Origin of the sequence: Nocardiopsis sp. JB363 (assembly GCF_900143625.1) — a bacterium.
Classification (GTDB): Bacteria; Actinomycetota; Actinomycetes; order Streptosporangiales; family Streptosporangiaceae; genus Nocardiopsis.
On record NZ_FRFF01000091.1, the window covers coordinates 39,134 to 53,327 of the forward strand.

12 protein-coding genes are annotated in these 14,194 nt (G+C 70.9%); 4 read left to right on the forward strand and 8 right to left on the reverse strand.

Going from position 1 to position 14,194, the window contains the following annotated elements:
- Positions 1-8 precede the first annotated feature (8 nt).
- The 4 genes from BQ8420_RS13685 to BQ8420_RS13705 form a co-directional block, all read right to left on the reverse strand.
- A complete protein-coding gene (locus tag BQ8420_RS13685) occupies positions 9-413 on the reverse strand; it encodes a hypothetical protein (RefSeq protein ID WP_087099043.1) in 405 nt (134 codons plus the stop codon).
- Between the two features lie 58 nt (positions 414-471).
- A complete protein-coding gene (locus BQ8420_RS13690; protein WP_087099045.1) occupies positions 472-915 on the reverse strand; it encodes a hypothetical protein in 444 nt (147 codons plus the stop codon).
- Complete coding sequence (locus BQ8420_RS13695; RefSeq protein ID WP_087099097.1) at positions 908-1,270, reverse strand: hypothetical protein; 363 nt, start codon at positions 1,268-1,270, stop codon at positions 908-910. Before BQ8420_RS13695 ends, BQ8420_RS13690 begins: the two co-directional genes overlap by 8 nt.
- Before the next feature lie 740 nt (positions 1,271-2,010).
- Positions 2,011-3,765, reverse strand: coding sequence for an N-acetylmuramoyl-L-alanine amidase (locus BQ8420_RS13705; protein WP_235006182.1), 1,755 nt, complete (start codon positions 3,763-3,765; stop codon positions 2,011-2,013).
- A gap of 158 nt (positions 3,766-3,923) precedes the next feature.
- Here BQ8420_RS13705 and BQ8420_RS13710 point away from each other — a divergent pair, with 158 nt between their 5' ends.
- Positions 3,924-5,426, forward strand: coding sequence for an NAD(P)H-hydrate dehydratase (locus tag BQ8420_RS13710; protein WP_235006184.1), 1,503 nt, complete (start codon positions 3,924-3,926; stop codon positions 5,424-5,426).
- A 31-nt stretch (positions 5,427-5,457) separates the two neighbouring features.
- Here the strand turns inward: BQ8420_RS13710 and BQ8420_RS13715 are convergent, their stop codons facing one another.
- Positions 5,458-5,943 carry an NUDIX domain-containing protein gene (locus BQ8420_RS13715; protein WP_087099052.1) on the reverse strand — a complete coding sequence of 162 codons (486 nt, stop codon included), beginning with the start codon at positions 5,941-5,943 and terminating at the stop codon, positions 5,458-5,460.
- The gene (locus BQ8420_RS13720; RefSeq protein ID WP_087099054.1) at positions 5,940-6,587 is read right to left on the reverse strand and encodes a TetR/AcrR family transcriptional regulator; all 648 of its coding nucleotides are present in this window, start codon (positions 6,585-6,587) and stop codon (positions 5,940-5,942) included. The genes BQ8420_RS13715 and BQ8420_RS13720 overlap by 4 nt, the downstream gene beginning before the upstream one ends.
- A gap of 92 nt (positions 6,588-6,679) precedes the next feature.
- On the opposite strand from BQ8420_RS13720, the gene BQ8420_RS13725 reads away from it, so the two are divergent.
- The 3 genes from BQ8420_RS13725 to BQ8420_RS13735 all read left to right on the forward strand — a co-directional run bounded on the left by BQ8420_RS13725 (position 6,680) and on the right by BQ8420_RS13735 (position 11,361).
- Positions 6,680-7,732, forward strand: a complete 1,053-nt coding sequence (locus BQ8420_RS13725) for a hypothetical protein (RefSeq protein ID WP_235006186.1) — start codon at positions 6,680-6,682, stop codon at positions 7,730-7,732.
- Complete coding sequence (locus BQ8420_RS13730) at positions 7,729-9,030, forward strand: isoprenylcysteine carboxylmethyltransferase family protein (protein ID WP_087099056.1); 1,302 nt, start codon at positions 7,729-7,731, stop codon at positions 9,028-9,030. Before BQ8420_RS13725 ends, BQ8420_RS13730 begins: the two co-directional genes overlap by 4 nt.
- A 150-nt stretch (positions 9,031-9,180) precedes the next feature.
- Entirely contained in the window at positions 9,181-11,361 is a 2,181-nt protein-coding gene (locus BQ8420_RS13735) for a PrsW family glutamic-type intramembrane protease (protein WP_200815926.1), read from the forward strand.
- On the opposite strand, the gene BQ8420_RS13740 is transcribed toward BQ8420_RS13735, so the two are convergent.
- Together BQ8420_RS13740 and BQ8420_RS13745 are read right to left on the reverse strand one after the other, a co-directional pair.
- Positions 11,351-11,692, reverse strand: coding sequence for a hypothetical protein (locus BQ8420_RS13740; protein ID WP_143847247.1), 342 nt, complete (start codon positions 11,690-11,692; stop codon positions 11,351-11,353). The genes BQ8420_RS13735 and BQ8420_RS13740 overlap by 11 nt on opposite strands.
- 63 nt (positions 11,693-11,755) lie before the next feature.
- Positions 11,756-14,095: a molybdopterin-dependent oxidoreductase gene (locus tag BQ8420_RS13745; protein ID WP_200815927.1), complete on the reverse strand. Its 2,340-nt coding sequence runs from the start codon at positions 14,093-14,095 to the stop codon at positions 11,756-11,758.
- Positions 14,096-14,194 lie beyond the last annotated feature (99 nt).

Genomic DNA, 14,194 nt, shown 5'->3' on the forward strand with positions numbered 1-14,194 from the left:
TCGTCAGCCTAGTGGGGCGAGGATTCTTCGCCAGGGTCTCGTGGGGTGGGTCGGAAGGCGACCAGGGCCAGTCCGGTCAGGAGCGGGACCGACAGCCACACCTGGTACCAGAGGGCCGAGTCCAGGTTCGCCCAGGGCATGGTGGTGAGGGCGGCGGCCGCGACGAGCCCGATGGCGAAGGTGGAGAGGCTGCGGGAGGCGCCTCGTGACGATCGCGCGTCGGTCCACAGGTGGCAGGCCAGGATCGCGGAGCCGGACAACCACAGCACCAGGAAGATGCGGTGCTCGATCGGGTCGGGGGCGTGTGCGTTCCACGCGAATGCGACGAGTCCGAGGGACACGGCGAGCACGGCGCCGCCGCCCAGAAATGAGGGGAAGAGAGGCCGGGCGGGGACCTGCGTGTGTACCTCCATGCACACGTCTTTGCCCGCGACGCCCGGAACTATGCGGTCCGCACCACTGTGTCCCGTGTCACTCGCGGAGCCGTGCGCGGTCGGCGCGGTGCACTTTGAGGATCCACCACAGGCCCAGGATCGGCAGGACCAGGGGAATGAACAGGTAACCGCTGCCGAAGTGCGACCAGACGGTGTCCTCGGGGAAGATCCCGCTGGTGAACTCGGACAGGGCGCCCACCACGAGGACTCCGACCATCTCCACGGAGACCGAGACCAGGGCTACCTGGCGGGAGGTGCGGCCCGCGCGGGCCAGGCCGACCGCCGCCACCAGGTACACCACGCCGGCGAACACCGACAGGGCGTACGCCAGCGGGGCTTCCTCGAAGCGTGTCACCAGCTGGTAGGTGCCCCGGGCGGTGGCCGCCAGGGCGAAGACGGCGTACACGGCCACGAGAAGCCGCCCCGGTCCCGTGCGCAGGGTGCGGTCGGGGGTCTGGGATGCGGCTTCGGTGTCAGACAACGGGGCTCCACAGCTGCTCGATGCGGACCAGTAGGACGGGGAGGATGAGGCAGGTGAAGGCGATCACCGCCGGTCCCCACTTGCTGCGCTCCATGAATCCCCACACCGCGCTGGCCGGAGGCAGGAGGGCGACGGTCGCCAGGTAGGAGATCACCATCGCCAGATCGTCGGGGCGGTCACCGCCGACCATGGCGAAGACCATCGCGCCGACCTGGCCGAGGACCAGGAGCCAGAGGACACCCATGCCGATCAGGTGGGGGACCATCATCGGCTGGTCTCGGAAGGTCGAGACGAGGCACCACACGGCCATCGCCAACGACACCATCTGAATCAACATGGTCAGCCAGTCGACCACGTCGCCTCCGCTCGGGTATTCCGGGACGTCCACCCATGTCAGCGGACCGCACGTCTACGACACACGGTAGTACAGCGCAAGTACCGCCCGGTACGGGCATCGGCGGCGTCGAACGTGGTTCGGTGGTCACCGGCCCCGCCGTGGTGTCGTCTCCGGGAGGGCCGGGGCGACACCACGGTCAGCGGGGTCGGTAGAAGACGTTGGTGGTCGCGGAGATCACCTGGAGCTCTGGTGACTCTCGGCCAGAGCACGCGGTCCCGCACCCCCGCCGGGGAAGAGTCGGGTGTGCTGCGGGGGTGCGGGGTCTTCTATTCGCTGTGATTCAGCAGGGCGCGGACGTCGGATTCCCAGAACCTGCGGTGCCCGCCCAGGGTGCGGACCGAAGGCAGGAGCCTCTGTTGCGCCCACCGGGCCAGGATCCACCCCAACCTGCGGTCGGTCGGCCACGTCCACGTCGAAGGCGGGCACCCCCGGGGCTTTGAACTCGTTCCCGGAACGCCTGAGCTCGGCTTCATCGAGGTACCCATCATCGACCAGAAAAGAGCCGCGATCGAGTGCTTCGAGCAGGTGGTCGACTCCATGGCGGCGCATCGCCGCATCCAGTAGTGGGCACAGCGAAAGAGGCCCCGGTGACCAAACCGGGGCCTCTTCGTGTTACCAGAACAGGTGTGAGTCCACCTGTCGGGGGTGGGCCGGGCCAGATGCCTACGCGTCCGTCCCGTTGTGGGGTCGGTACTCGATCAGCGGGGCCAGTAGAAGACGTCCGTGGTCGCGGAGATCACCTGGGCCTGGGCGTCACCGAACTGGACGAGGCGGATGCGGACCCGTCGGCCCTCCGCCAGGTTGCCCTTCCACGAGTAGGTGAAGTGTCCCTGCCCGCCCTTGTGCACGGGGCTGTGCTGGGGGCGGTTGCGGGCGATCTTCCAGCCGCCGTCACCGTCGGACTCGTACTCGGTGGCGCGGATCTGCACTTCGCTGCCGGGGGTGACGCCGTCCAGGGTCACCCCGACGGAGATGTCGTAGTAGGCGCCGTCGGTCTCCTCGACCCCCACCAGCGAGTAGAACTCGCCGGTATCGCCGTCGTGCCGCCGGTCGAACGCCAGACTCGCCCAGTCGCCGGGTTCCAGGGCCTGGGCATCGTCCTTCTCGAACCTGCGGTGTCGGGGCATGTCGTCGTCTCCCTCTGTGTCGTCGGGGTCCTCGGCGAAGGTGCCGTCCTGTACGAGCTTGTAGGCCTTGTCTCCGGGGCAGGACGTGGAGATGAAGTCGCGGTGCCCCGAGACACTGCCCGCGATGGAGGTGTCGGGCTCCATGAGCCACTGCCGAAGGGCCCGGACCGCGTTGATCTGCTCGGGGGTGATCGGGTCCTTGGGACCGGTGGCGAGCGTGCACGAGTAGTGACTGGTGTTGCCGCCGGGTTGGGCGGCCTGGGTGCGATACAGCCCCCGCCCCTCGATCACGTACCCGTGCGGGCACGCCATGAAGGAGTTGCCGGTGAAGTACACCGTGCCCCGTCGGCGGGCCAGCCAGGTCCCGTCGGGGGTGGTGGGACACCAGACGGGACCGTCGTGCGGTTCCCGGGTGCGGGTGACGTCCTCGGGGGAGACCCGGTCCCGGTCGAGCAGGCTCACCCGGTGCCCGTCCCCCCGTTCGTGCCGGACGGCCGCCTTCCCGGCGAGGACGGCGGCGAACAGCAGCGACTCGGCGACCGCCGGGCCGGACGCGACCAGGGTGCCCGGCCCCTCCTGGCCGGTGTCGGACACGACCCGCAGGAACAGGTCGAGTTGTGGGCCGGTCAGGGAGGACAGGAACCCGTGCGAGGGCGCCCCGTCGGGGGCGTGTTCGGTGATCTCCTCGGGAAGGAGATCACCGTGGTCGACGCCCGTGTGCGGTTCCCGGAGCACGCAGACGCGCGCGAGCCGTTCCACCAGGGGGTCGGGCCACTTGGGTTCGGTGGGCGGTGCCTGACAGGGTGCGGACAGCGTGATCAGGTCCCGTGCCCGCAGGGTCGCGCTGGTCGCCCACGCCCGTTCGGGTTCGCCGGTGGCGGAGGGGCGTTCGACGGGCCAGCGGTGTCGGTCGGTGGTGAGGGAGGAATGACCGGCTCCCTCCATCCGGACCAGCTCGCGTGGCACGGCGGGAAAGACGTTGACCGCGGTCAGCGGCTGCCACCGGGAGGAGCCGGTCGTGTGGTCGAGGGTGAGGACGAGGTCGCCCGCGGCGATCTCACGGAAGGTCCGCCACCCGTTCTCGGTGAGGATCTCGGTCTCGGTGTCGACGCAGTACCCGATGTCGGCCCAACCGCGTTCGGGGCCGGTGTGGAAGTCACGGGTGCTGCGCCAGTAGGACAGACAGGCGGAGTGGTCCTTGCCCGCCAGGTTCTGGTCGGCTGAGTCGTAGTGGATGACCAGGCCGGAACGGGGGTTCGCCTGGTCGGCCGGGGAGCTCCCCCAACCTAGATCGGACCTGGACACGTATTTGCTCGGTCGAGGCATACCTCCATTGTCCCCACGAATGACTTCTCTACGTGTTGATCCCATAACAACGAGCGATATGTCCAAAAAGTCGATCGCTTATGGGTGTGGTGGGACAGGTGTTACCCGGCTCCGGTGCGTCACGATGGAACATCCGACCCGTCCTTCGGAGGTTGCCGGTGCTCCCAGCCCACAACGTCAGCGTCGTCCGCGAGGCCGAACAGGCGCTCATGGCCCGCCTGCCCGAAGGCGCCCTCATGCGTCGCGCCGCCACCGGACTGGCCGTGCACTGCTCCCGGATGCTGCCCCGGGTGTACGGCTCCCGCGTCACTCTCTTGGTGGGCAGCGGTGACAACGGCGGCGACGCCCTGTACGCGGGGGCGGATCTGGCCGCCCGGGGTTCCTTCGTGCGCGCGGTGGCCGCCGGGTCACGGCTCCACCCGGGCGGTGCGTCGGCGCTGCGGCGCGCGGGCGGTCGTGTCCTGACCGTGGCGAAGGAAGAGGCACTTCCCGACGACGTGCAGACCGCGCTCTTCGACACCGACCTGATCGTCGACGGGCTCGTCGGCATCGGCGGGCGCGGGGGCTTGCGCGAACCCCACGCCGCGTTGGCCGCCCTGGCCGTGAACTCGCCGGCCCCGGTGGTCGCGGTGGACCTGCCCAGCGGCGTGGACGCCGACACCGGGGAGGTCGCCGGGCCCGCGATCGCCGCCGACGCCACGATCACCTTCGGCACGTACAAGCCGGGGCTGTTCGTCGACCCCGGCGCCGAACGGGCCGGGAGCGTCCATCTCGTCGACATCGGTCTTGGGCCGGAACTGCCCGGGTCCGACCTCCTCCGTCCACAGGCTGTGGACATCGCGCGGCTGCTTCCCACACCGGGGGCGGAGTCCGACAAGTACCGCCGGGGCGTGCTCGCCGTGCGGGCCGGCTCCGACCGTTACCCGGGCGCCGCCGTCCTGTGCGTGGGCGGGGCGCTGCGCACCGGCGTGGGGATGGTCCGGTACGGCGGTGGAGAAGAGGTGCTCTCCCAGGTGATCGCCCGCTGGCCGGAAACGGTCGGCGAGCACCTGGACCCGCGCAGCAGCACCGACCTGACCCCGGGGCGCGTCGGCGCCGTCGTGATCGGTTCGGGGCGAGGCACCGACCCGGCCAACGTGGACGAGGTGAAGGACGTACTGGAGAGCGATCGGCCGGTGCTGCTCGACGCCGACGCGCTCACGTTGGTCGGTGCCGAGGAACACCTCGCCGAACTGGTGCGCGAACGTTCCGCGCCCACCCTGCTCACCCCGCACGCCGGGGAACTGGCCCGGCTGTTGCCCGACACCGAACGGTCCGACATCGAGGCCCGGCGCCTGGAACACGTGTCCCGCGCGGCCTCCCGGTATCGCGCGACCGTGCTGTTGAAGGGGTCGACGACGCTGATCGCCCATCCGGGCGCACCGGTCGTGGCCAACCCGACGGGGACGCCGCTGCTCGCGACGGCGGGTTCGGGGGACGTGCTCTCGGGGATGGCGGGCGCGTTGCTGGCGGCGGGGCTGCACTCGCAGGAGGCCGCCCTGTGCGCCGCCTACCTGCACGGGCGCGCGGCCGTGTTGGCGCGGGACGGCGCCCCGATCAGCACCTCGGACCTGCTGGACGCGCTCCCCCTCGCCCTGAGGGAGGTCCTGGAACAGAAGTGACCGCGGACGGCGATCGCTCTCCAGGTGTCGATCAGGTGAGGGCGCGGGCGGCGTCCAGGCCCTTCTGGACGATGTCGGCGATGAAGTAGTCGCCGGGGTCGCGGGCGTCGTGCAGCAGGGGCACCTTGGACTCGTCCACCCACATGAACTCGGTGTGCTTGCCGACCTCCAGCGTGGGCCGGTTCAGGTCGCCCTCGACGCGGACCAGGTAGTCGATCTCGCGGCGGACGGCCCCGTCACCCGGGTCCCAGTCCAGTCGGTGCAACTCGGCGATCACCTCGCTCAACCTCCACCCGGTCTCCTCGTGGACCTCGCGGGTCAGGGCGTCGAGCATGCCCTCACCCTCCTCGACGTGGCCGCCGACGACGTCCCAACAGTGCGGGAAGACCTTGCGGGTGGCCGACCTGCGCTGGGCGAAGACGTTGCCTCGCTCGTCGATGATCGCGGCCGCGGCCACCCAACGGTGACCATCGGCGGTGTCGGGGAATTCGATCCCCTCGGCGACACGAACGCTCACTCGTGCTCCTTCTTCTCGGCGCGCCTGGGCAGGCGCAGGGTCAGTAGCCGGGCGCGGGGGGCGAGGGCTCCGGCCAGGTCGAACACCGCTTCGCTACGGGAGTGGTCCTCGTCGAGCACGGAGAACAGGTTCACCCCCAGGTAGTAGGTGATCGCGGCGTGGGCGACCTCCCGCGCGGGCAGCAGCCGGCCCAGGGGTGAGCCGCCCACCACACGCTCCCACTGCCCGGCGATGAAGTCGATCCAGGGTTCCGATCGCGTCCGGATCTCCTCGCGCAGCTCGGGTTTGCCGACGGCGGCGGCGACCAGCTGCGTGAATTCGGTGATGTAACCGCGTTCCAGGTCGGTCCGGTGGATCCGGGTGGCGACCTCCACCAGTTCTTCGAGCGTGCGGGCGTTCGACGCGAGCTCTTCGTACATGGCCATGCGCTCGGCGCTGGACCGGTCCAGCGCGGCCAGTAGTAGTTGGTCGACCCCGCCGTAGTGGTAGAAGACCAGCGCCGAGTTGGCCTCGGCGCGTGTGGCGATGGTCCGCGCCGAGGCCCCGGAGTACCCCTCTTCGCGCAGAACCTCGCTCGCTGCAGTGAGCAGGCGTTCCTTGGTCTCCTCGCTGCTTCTGCGGCCTCCGCCGCCACCTTTGGCCATGACCCTCCCTTTCGTCGAACTTCATCATACGGTTTAATCAAGTGATTAAAGCGAATGATTCAATCAGTTGGACAACTGAGAGGAGCCCTCCCATGCCGGAACCGCACGAGCCCGACGACCGTCCCTCCGACGAGGAGACCGCCGCACGCCACGCCGCCGGTCGCCGCGCCGTCCCCGGAACCCCGCCCAGCACGTGGTTCGAGGGGGAGGACCGCGTGCCCGCGTACAGACCCTCGGCCGCCCGCTGGATCCTCGCCGGGATCCTGGCGCTGGGCGTCTTCCCCCTACTCGTGCTCCTGCGGGTGACGAGTCTCGGCGGCCTGGACCAGACCGCCCTGTTCTACGTCGGTCTCCCCGTCGTCCTCGCCCTGATCGTGGTGCTCTCGGCCCGTCCCCAGAGCGCCGTCGGGGTGGCCATGGCCATCACCACCGTCATGCTGCTGCTCTCCGGCCCACTGCTCGGGGAAGGCCTGGTCTGCCTGGTCATCGCGGCCCCGCTGATCTACGGGCTGGTCGCCCTGATCACCTGGCTGGGCGTCGCCGTGTCCGGCCGGGATCGGTACGGACCGCACGCCTTCGTCGCCGTCCCGGTCCTGTTCGCGCTCACCCTGGAGGGGGTCGCCGGCCTCTCCCTGCTGCCTCGGGAGGACACCGGCACGGGGTCCGTGCTGGTGCCGGCGACCCCCGAACAGGTCGCCGCCGCACTCGCCGCCCCGCCCGTCTACGAGGCCCCCGAGGCGTTCTTCCTGGGCGCGGTCCCCTTCCCCGAACCGGTCGAGGCGGTGGGGGAGGGCCTGGAGGCGGGCGACGACCGCCTGATCCACTTCACCCCGCGCACCACCCTGGCCTTGGGCGACGAACCCACTCCGCGCACCATGGAGTTGGAGATCACCGAGAGCCGGATCGACGACGACGGCGGCCGGGTGGTCTTCGACGTCACCGAGGACACCACCCTCGCCCGATGGCTGGACCTGCGCACCGCCACCGCCACCTGGGAACGGGAGGGCGACGCCACCAGACTGACCTGGGAGTTCGACTACACCCGCACCTACGACCCCTCCTGGTACTTCGGTCCGATCCAGTCCTACGCCACCGACCTGGCCGCGGCCTACCTCGCCGACACCTTCGCGGAGGCCGTCCGGTGACCCCCGAACTCCCCGCCCTGCTCGTGCGCGGCCTGGGCCTGTTCCTGCCGCTCGTGGCGCTGATCGTGCTGTGCCTGTGGCGTGCCCCGACCCACCGCGAGACGGCGTCGATGATCGTGGCGTCCGCCTGGGCCCTGCTCACGCTCATCCCACTGAACCTGTACGCGGTGCACGCCGGCTGGTGGTCCTTCCACGCCGAAGGCGCCGTGTGGCAGGGACTGCCGGTGGATCTGACGCTGGCGTGGGTCCTGCTGTGGGGAGCCCTCCCCGCGCTGCTGCTGCGCCTGCTTCCGGTCCCCCTGGTCACCGGACTGCTGGTCTGGCTGGACATGATCCTCATGCCGCTCGCCGAACCCGTGGTGGTGCTGGGGTCGCGGTGGCTGCTCGGCGAGATCCTGGGGGTGGCGCTGTGCCTGATCCCCGCGTCGCTGCTGGCCTACTGGACCCGGCACCGGCAACTGCTCACCGCGCGGGTGTGGACCCAGGCGCTGCTCGCGGTCGGGCTGACGGTCGCCCTGCCGGTGTACGTGCTGACCAGCCGGGTCCGGATCGAGCCGCCCACGCCCGAAACACTGTCCGTCCTGGTCCAACTACTGGCCCTGGCCTGCCTGCCCGGTCTGGCCGCCGCCCGGGAGTTCGCCGCCGTGGGACGTGGCACCCCGCTGCCCTACGACCCACCCGAACGCCTGGTCACCAGCGGCCCCTACGCCTACGTGCGCAACCCGATGCAGCTCTCCATGGCGCTCGTGTACCTGGTGCTGGGCCTGCTGCACCCCGTACTGGCGCTCGGCGCGGTGGTCTGCCTCGCCTACGGGGCCGGGTTCGCCTCCTGGCACGAGGGCGGCCGGCTGCGCGCGGACTTCGGCGCCGCCTGGACCGAGTACCGGGCGGGGGTGCGCCCCTGGCTGCCCCGGTGGCGGCCCTGGCCGGGGCGGGCCGAGGGCACCCTGTTCGTGGCGATGGACTGCGGAATGTGCCGCGGGGTGGGCAACTGGGTGGCGACGCGTCGACCCACGGCGCTGCGCATGCGCCCGGCCGCCGACCACCCGGAGGTGCTGTACCGGATCACCTACGAAGGTGCCGACGGCACGCGTTGGAGCGGTCTGGCGGCGTTGGCGAGGGCGATGGAACACCTGCACCTGGGGTGGGCCCTGACCGGCTGGGCCGTGTCCCTGCCGGTGGTGCGTCACTTCCTGCAACTGTGCGCCGACGCCTTCGGAGCCGGCCCACGACCCTCCCGCAAGGTGCCCGTCGTGCCGGGCACATCGTCGAGAACCCTCTCACCTGCCGATACGTGACATTCGGCGACGAACGGAACACAAGTCCCCGACGCGCATGTTCCGGGTGAACCCTTCGCCGTTATGCTCGTGCCGGGCCGCCCCCGTACCGGACCAGTGCCGGACATGGACGGCCCCACGTGCTCCCCACCCCCCGGTACGAGGACACCCATGCAAGAACAGGCCATGCTCGCGCGCGATCTCGTGCTGCGCGTCTGTGCCGCACCGACCGAGTTCGACCCGCAGTGGGTCCGGGCCGGAGGCAAGGTCACCACCCCCTTCTCGGTGCCCCGGGACCGCAACCTCATCCGCGGGATCGTCGACGCGGGCCGCGCCCTGGGCGTGGAACGGCTCCTGGTCTGCCGCACCCGGGGCGAGTTCTCCTACGAACCGGTCACCGAGGTGCCGCTGCACACCGAGACCCTCGTCGACCTCATCCGGGGTTGGGGGGCCGAACCCACCGACTTCCTCGTCTGCGTCGAGGACTTCTCCGCAGCCGTCCTGGTCGCCGCCAACGAACTCACCATCGCCTCCGGCCCCGCCGACTTCGTCCGCGAGATCGTCGGCTCCGACATCCCCGGTGTGCGGGAGGAGTTCGCGGCCAAGGCACAACGGACCAAACGCCCCGAACTGCTGAGTGCCGCCCAGCGATACCACTGCATCGAACCCGGAGCCCGGCACGCCCGGAACCGGGGCCCCGGGCCCGACCTGTACGAACGTCTCTCGCGGCGGGCCGAACGCGCCCGGGTTCGCTCCCCCCGAGCCCTGCGCTCGCTGCGCGCCTCGCGCGGCGGCTGGAACTGGCTCATGGTCGTGGTGCTGTTGGTGGCGCCGCTGAGCGCACCGGAACTCGGTCCCGCCCTGCCCGCCCTGGTCCTCACCTTCGTCCTGCTGTTCCAACTGGCGTTCCTGGCGCGTTCGCGCACCGTGTCCTTCGCGACCCTGATGCGGGTGGTGGCCCTCGGGGTGCTCCTGCTGTGGCCGGTGGCCCTCCTGGAGGGGGCGATCGTGGGGTTGGCCGGCCTGGAACCGTACGACGCGCTCGGCTACACCTACGTGGCGGTCACCGTCGAGGAAGCGGCGAAGTTGGCGCCGCTGCTGGTCTTCGTCTTCCTGGCCCGTCGACGTATGCGTCGCCTGGCCGCCGTCGACATCCTGCTGTTGGGCGCGGCGTCGGGGGCCGGGTTCCAATTGGCGGAACGGTTGTTCACCGAGTTCTCCGTGCCCGCCACGGGTTCCGCAGGCCTGTTCCTGCCCGGTGGCAGCACCATCTCCGGCCCCGAGGGCGAGGTGCTGGCGATCTTCTCCGGGCACGCCGTCGTCACCGGGCTGATCGCCGGCGCCCTGGGCCTGGCCATCGTCGGGCGACGCCGTTACGGAAACTGGACGTGGCTGCTGCCGCTCCTGGCCGCCGGGCTCGTGTACCTGGAACACCTGCACTTCAACGCGCTGCTGGCCGCCGCCACCCTGGACCCGGTCTCGACCTTCCTGCACCGCGTGCTGGGCGGCGGTGCGCTCACCCCGTGGCTGTTGCTGCTGGTCCTGGTGTTCGCGGTGGGCATGGACCACCGGCTGATCGCCTCCGCCGCCGAGACCACGCCCCCGCTGCCGGGACGACCCCCGCTGGCCCGCCTGCGCCGATGGGCGCACGGACGTTCGGTGTCCATGCGGGTGCGGGTGCCCGCCGACATCGCCCCGACGTTCCGTCGCACGGCCCTGGTCGGGGCGGATCTGCCGATCACCCTGGCCACCACCGTGACCGCCATCGTGCACGAGTTCGCCGCCGCGACCCGGGCCGCCCGGCGTGGTCCGGGTGCGCTCTGCGACACCCTGCGCTTCCTGCGCCGACGCCGGGCCAACGCCATGGGGGAGGCCCGGTCCGAGGGGCGGCCGTGGCGCCGCCACCCCTCCCAGGAGGAACTGGCCGGCCAGGCCCGTGAGCTGTCCTTCCGACTGGGGCTGGCGGGTACCGCCACCGGTGCCGTCGCCGTGTCGGCCGCCGCCCTGGCGGTCCTGGCCGGTGCGATGCAGTGGGGTACGTGGAGCATGCCGAACCTCGCCGAACCCGCGTACGCGGTGGTGGCCCTGGACCACCTACAGAACTGGCTGGCCCGCGCCGGCACCGGCGGGATGGTGTGGACCGCCCTGGTCGGCGTGGCCCTGGTCAGCCTGCTGTCCATGGGTAATGGGGTGCCCTACGCGCACCCCCGGATGCGGGAATTCCTGCGCGCACCCTCCGCCAACACCGGCGTCATCCTCGGCATGCTCGCCCCCGGACAGGTGGGCTACGCGCTACCCGCGCTGGTCGGTCTGGTGCTGCCCCGCCGAGCCGACCGCCTCCTCACCCGCTGACCCGAGCGTCTTCGAGGACGGCCAGGTCGTCGGGGAGCATCGGGCGTGCGTGGAACGGTCGAGGGACCAAGGGCTCCTCGAACAACAGGACGGGAACCGACACCAGACCGAGACGAAGGGCCACGGCGATCCGGTGGTTACCGTCGAGGGTGCCGAATTCGTCGTTGAAGCCGAGGCGGAGCGATGTCAGGATCCCGCGCTCCTCGATGTCGATCGTCAGCGCGTCCAGATGACGAGGTGTATCCACGATCGCGGAGCCGACGAGTTCGCGATCGACCGCACGGTAGCGCGCGACGAGAAGGGCCGGTAGGTGGATTCGGGAGGTCTTCATGAGGATCATGATGACGGCGGTCCCGTCAGGTTCGTGGAAGGTGATGCCCTGACTCGGACGGGTTCAGGTCTGGGTGGTGACGCCCAGTGGCGGGTGGAAGATCCGGACGGGGGGCGGGTCGCCCTCGTAGGGCTCCACCCGGACCCTGATCAACTGCCCCGTGCACCCCTGCCCCAGCGAGGACGTTCCCTCGTCCCGGGCCAGCGCGTTCGGATTGCCGTGCACACAGGTCACGTCCGAACCCGACGGGTCGTACCAAACGCCCGTGGACAGCTGCACCACGCCGGGGCGCGGCGCGTCGTCGACCACCACCCCGGCCAGACAGGAACCGCTCGGCCCCGTCACCCGCACCACGTCGCCCTCGGACACCCCGGCCGCCTCGGCGTCCTCGGGGTGCATCCGCAGCGGCGCCCTGCCGTGGACCTTCTGCGCGGCACTGTACTTGCCCATGTCTTGCTGGCTGTGGAAACGCTCGCGCGGCTGGTTGGCCACCAGCACCAGCGGCCGCTCCGCCCCGTCCTCACCCTGGTCGGTGACGGCCGGCCCGGGCAACCACACCGGGTGGCCGGGGCAATCCTCGTACCCGAACGACGCGATGGTCTCCGAGTACAGCTCGATGCGCCCGCTCGGCGTGCGCAACGGACTGTCCTCGGGGTCCTCCCGGAATTCGCCCATGAGCGCCGCGTCCTCGATCCGGCCCGGTATCTCGATCCGTCCCCGCTCCCAGAACCCGTCGAAGTCGGGGACCTCCAGGTCGCGGCGGGCCAGCAGGGAACGCCACCGTCCATAGGCCAGGCGCATCCACTCCCAGGAGGTACGCCCCTCGGTGAACTCCTCCCGCACACCCATCCGTTCGGCCAGGTCGGTGTAGGTGTCGTACTCGTCGCGCGCCTGCCCGTGCGGTGGGACCACCCGGGGCATCGCCCGCAACGCCAGGTCGCCCTGGCTGGCCGCCATGTCGTCGCGCTCCAGCACGGTGGTCGCCGGGATGACGATGTCGGCGTGCCTGGCCGTGGCCGTCCAGTGCGTCTCGTGCACCACCACGGTCTCCGGCCGACCGAACGCCCGGGTCAGCCGGTTCAGGTCCTGGTGGTGGTGGAAGGGGTTGCCGCCCGCCCAGTACACGAGCCGGATGTCGGGGAAATGCCTGCGCTCCCCGTCGTAGTCGTAGGGCTCGCCCGGGTGCAACAGCATGTCGGAGATCTTGGCCACCGGGATCAGCGAGTCCACCGCGTTCGTGCCCTGCGGCATGCGCGGCAGCCCCACCGGGGTCGCGCCACCGCCGTAGTTGCCCATGGAGCCGTACCCCGAGGCGAACCCGCCACCGGGTGAACCCACCTGGCCCAGGCAGCACGCCAGGGCGAGCCCCGCCCACAGCGGCTGTTCGCCGTACTTGGCGCGCTGCACCGACCAACCCACGTTGACCAGGGTGCGCTTCTCCGTCATCCGGCGGGCCAACGCCCGGAGGTCGTCGGCGGGCACACCGCTCAGCCGCTCCGCCCACTCGGGGGAACGTTCCACCCCGCCCGGCTCACCGTGTTCGTCGCGTTCGCCCATCACGTAGGCGCGCAGCCGGTCGGCGCCGACGGTGTACCGGTCCAGGAAGGCGGTGTCGGCCAGCCCCTCGTCGAACAGCACGTGCATGAGCGCCAGCAGCACGGCCGTGTCGGTGCCCGGCTTCAACGACATCCACGTGCACTTGAGGTCCGCGGAGGTGTCGTCGCGCAACGGGGACACCGACACGAACTCCACCCCGGCGTCCGAGGCCGCGCGCATCGCCGGGCCCGCCGTCTGCGCCGCCCGCCCACCGGAGGCGATCCACGTGTTCGACACCCGCAGCCCACCGAAGCTCACGAGGAGTTCGGTGTGCTCGCGGATCCGCTCCCAGGACGGGGCACGGTGCAGGAGCCGGTTGGCGGCCGGCACGCCGATGATCCTCGGGAACAGCACCTCCACCGCCCCGTGGCTATAGGTGGTGCGCGACCGCGTGTACCCGCCGATGGTGTTGAGGAACCGATGCAGTTGGCTCTGCGCGTGGTGGATCCGCCCCGCGCTGCCCCACCCGTAGGAACCGCCGAAGATCGCGGCGTTGCCGTGCCGGGTGCGCACCCGGTCCAGTTCGTTGGCGAGCAGGTCCAGCGCCGTGGACCACTCCACCTCCACGTACTCGTCGTCGGGATCGCCGCGCCGGGGGTCCGCCCCGGGGCCGTGCTCCAACCAACGGCGCCGCACCGCCGGTCGGGCCACCCGGGTGCGGTGGTGCTGGGCGCCCGGTGTGTTGGCCATCAGCGGGGACGGCGCGGGATCACGGGGGTCGGGACGCACCCCCACCACCCGATCGTCCTCGACCTCGACCCGGTAGGCACCCCAGTGCGTGCTGGTCGGGTGCGGCTTCGCGGCCATGTGCATTCCCCCGTGCGATCCACGGGCCCGCCCTCATCGGACCCGGGCCACACTCTATGCACCGCACGGTGCGATGATGAGGCGCGCGGGCCCGGACGG

Bases quoted from the DNA above. Each gene is read 5' to 3' on its own strand.
- BQ8420_RS13685 (WP_087099043.1), bottom strand. From the start codon at position 413: ATGGAGGTACACACGCAGGTCCCCGCCCGGCCTCTCTTCCCCTCATTT.
- BQ8420_RS13705 (WP_235006182.1), bottom strand. From the start codon at position 3,765: ATGCCTCGACCGAGCAAATACGTGTCCAGGTCCGATCTAGGTTGGGGG.
- BQ8420_RS13720 (WP_087099054.1), bottom strand. From the start codon at position 6,587: ATGGCCAAAGGTGGCGGCGGAGGCCGCAGAAGCAGCGAGGAGACCAAG.
- BQ8420_RS13725 (WP_235006186.1), top strand. From the start codon at position 6,680: ATGCCGGAACCGCACGAGCCCGACGACCGTCCCTCCGACGAGGAGACC.
- BQ8420_RS13735 (WP_200815926.1), top strand. From the start codon at position 9,181: ATGCAAGAACAGGCCATGCTCGCGCGCGATCTCGTGCTGCGCGTCTGT.
- BQ8420_RS13740 (WP_143847247.1), bottom strand. From the start codon at position 11,692: ATGAAGACCTCCCGAATCCACCTACCGGCCCTTCTCGTCGCGCGCTAC.
- BQ8420_RS13745 (WP_200815927.1), bottom strand. From the start codon at position 14,095: ATGGCCGCGAAGCCGCACCCGACCAGCACGCACTGGGGTGCCTACCGG.